Annotated in this window: 1 protein-coding gene; it reads right to left on the bottom strand. The window is 64.0% G+C overall.

Annotated elements, in window-relative coordinates; genetic code table 11:
* Positions 1-542, bottom strand: a 542-nt coding sequence (locus tag QCE79_RS33495) for a hypothetical protein (RefSeq protein ID WP_309851810.1), incomplete at both ends; no start/stop codon positions are given.

Here is a 542-nt window from a genome sequence, read left to right on the forward strand (position 1 = left end):
CTGGATCTGCAACTCGGACAGCCGCTCGGCGCGCATCTGCTCCACGCTGTATGCTGCCCCGCCATACGGACTGATTGCGTCTGCCGCTGCATAGCTTTCTGCGCCGCTCGTCGATGCCTTAACCGCCAAATTCCAACTCGCCATGCTTCCGAACTGAAGGCCCGCATCTCCACTATCGCCCGACTGCTTCACCAGTGCATCAACATTGCCGTCCATGCCGTACAGCGTAGCTGTGCTGCCGTCGGTCGGCGCATCCATCTTCACCTTCGCCGGCGCAACCGACTTCGCCGCCATCTGCGCGATCACCATCGCCCCGATCGTATCGCCCGCGATCGCCCCGGCATTGCGTTGCAAACTCCCGCCGCGCACCAGCGTACTCGTCACTCCCGAGGCGAGCGCCGACGCGCCCAGGCTCAGCGACGGCAGTGCCTTTCCAAGCTTCATCTGCCCGAGCGCATCTCCGACATACGCACTCGCCCCGGATGCAATCGCGCTCGCCGCAATACCCTTCCAGTCGAAGCCGTTTTGCGCGCCCAACGCGA

The organism is Caballeronia sp. LZ003 (assembly GCF_031451465.1).
In the GTDB taxonomy this organism is placed as follows: Bacteria; Pseudomonadota; Gammaproteobacteria; order Burkholderiales; family Burkholderiaceae; genus Caballeronia.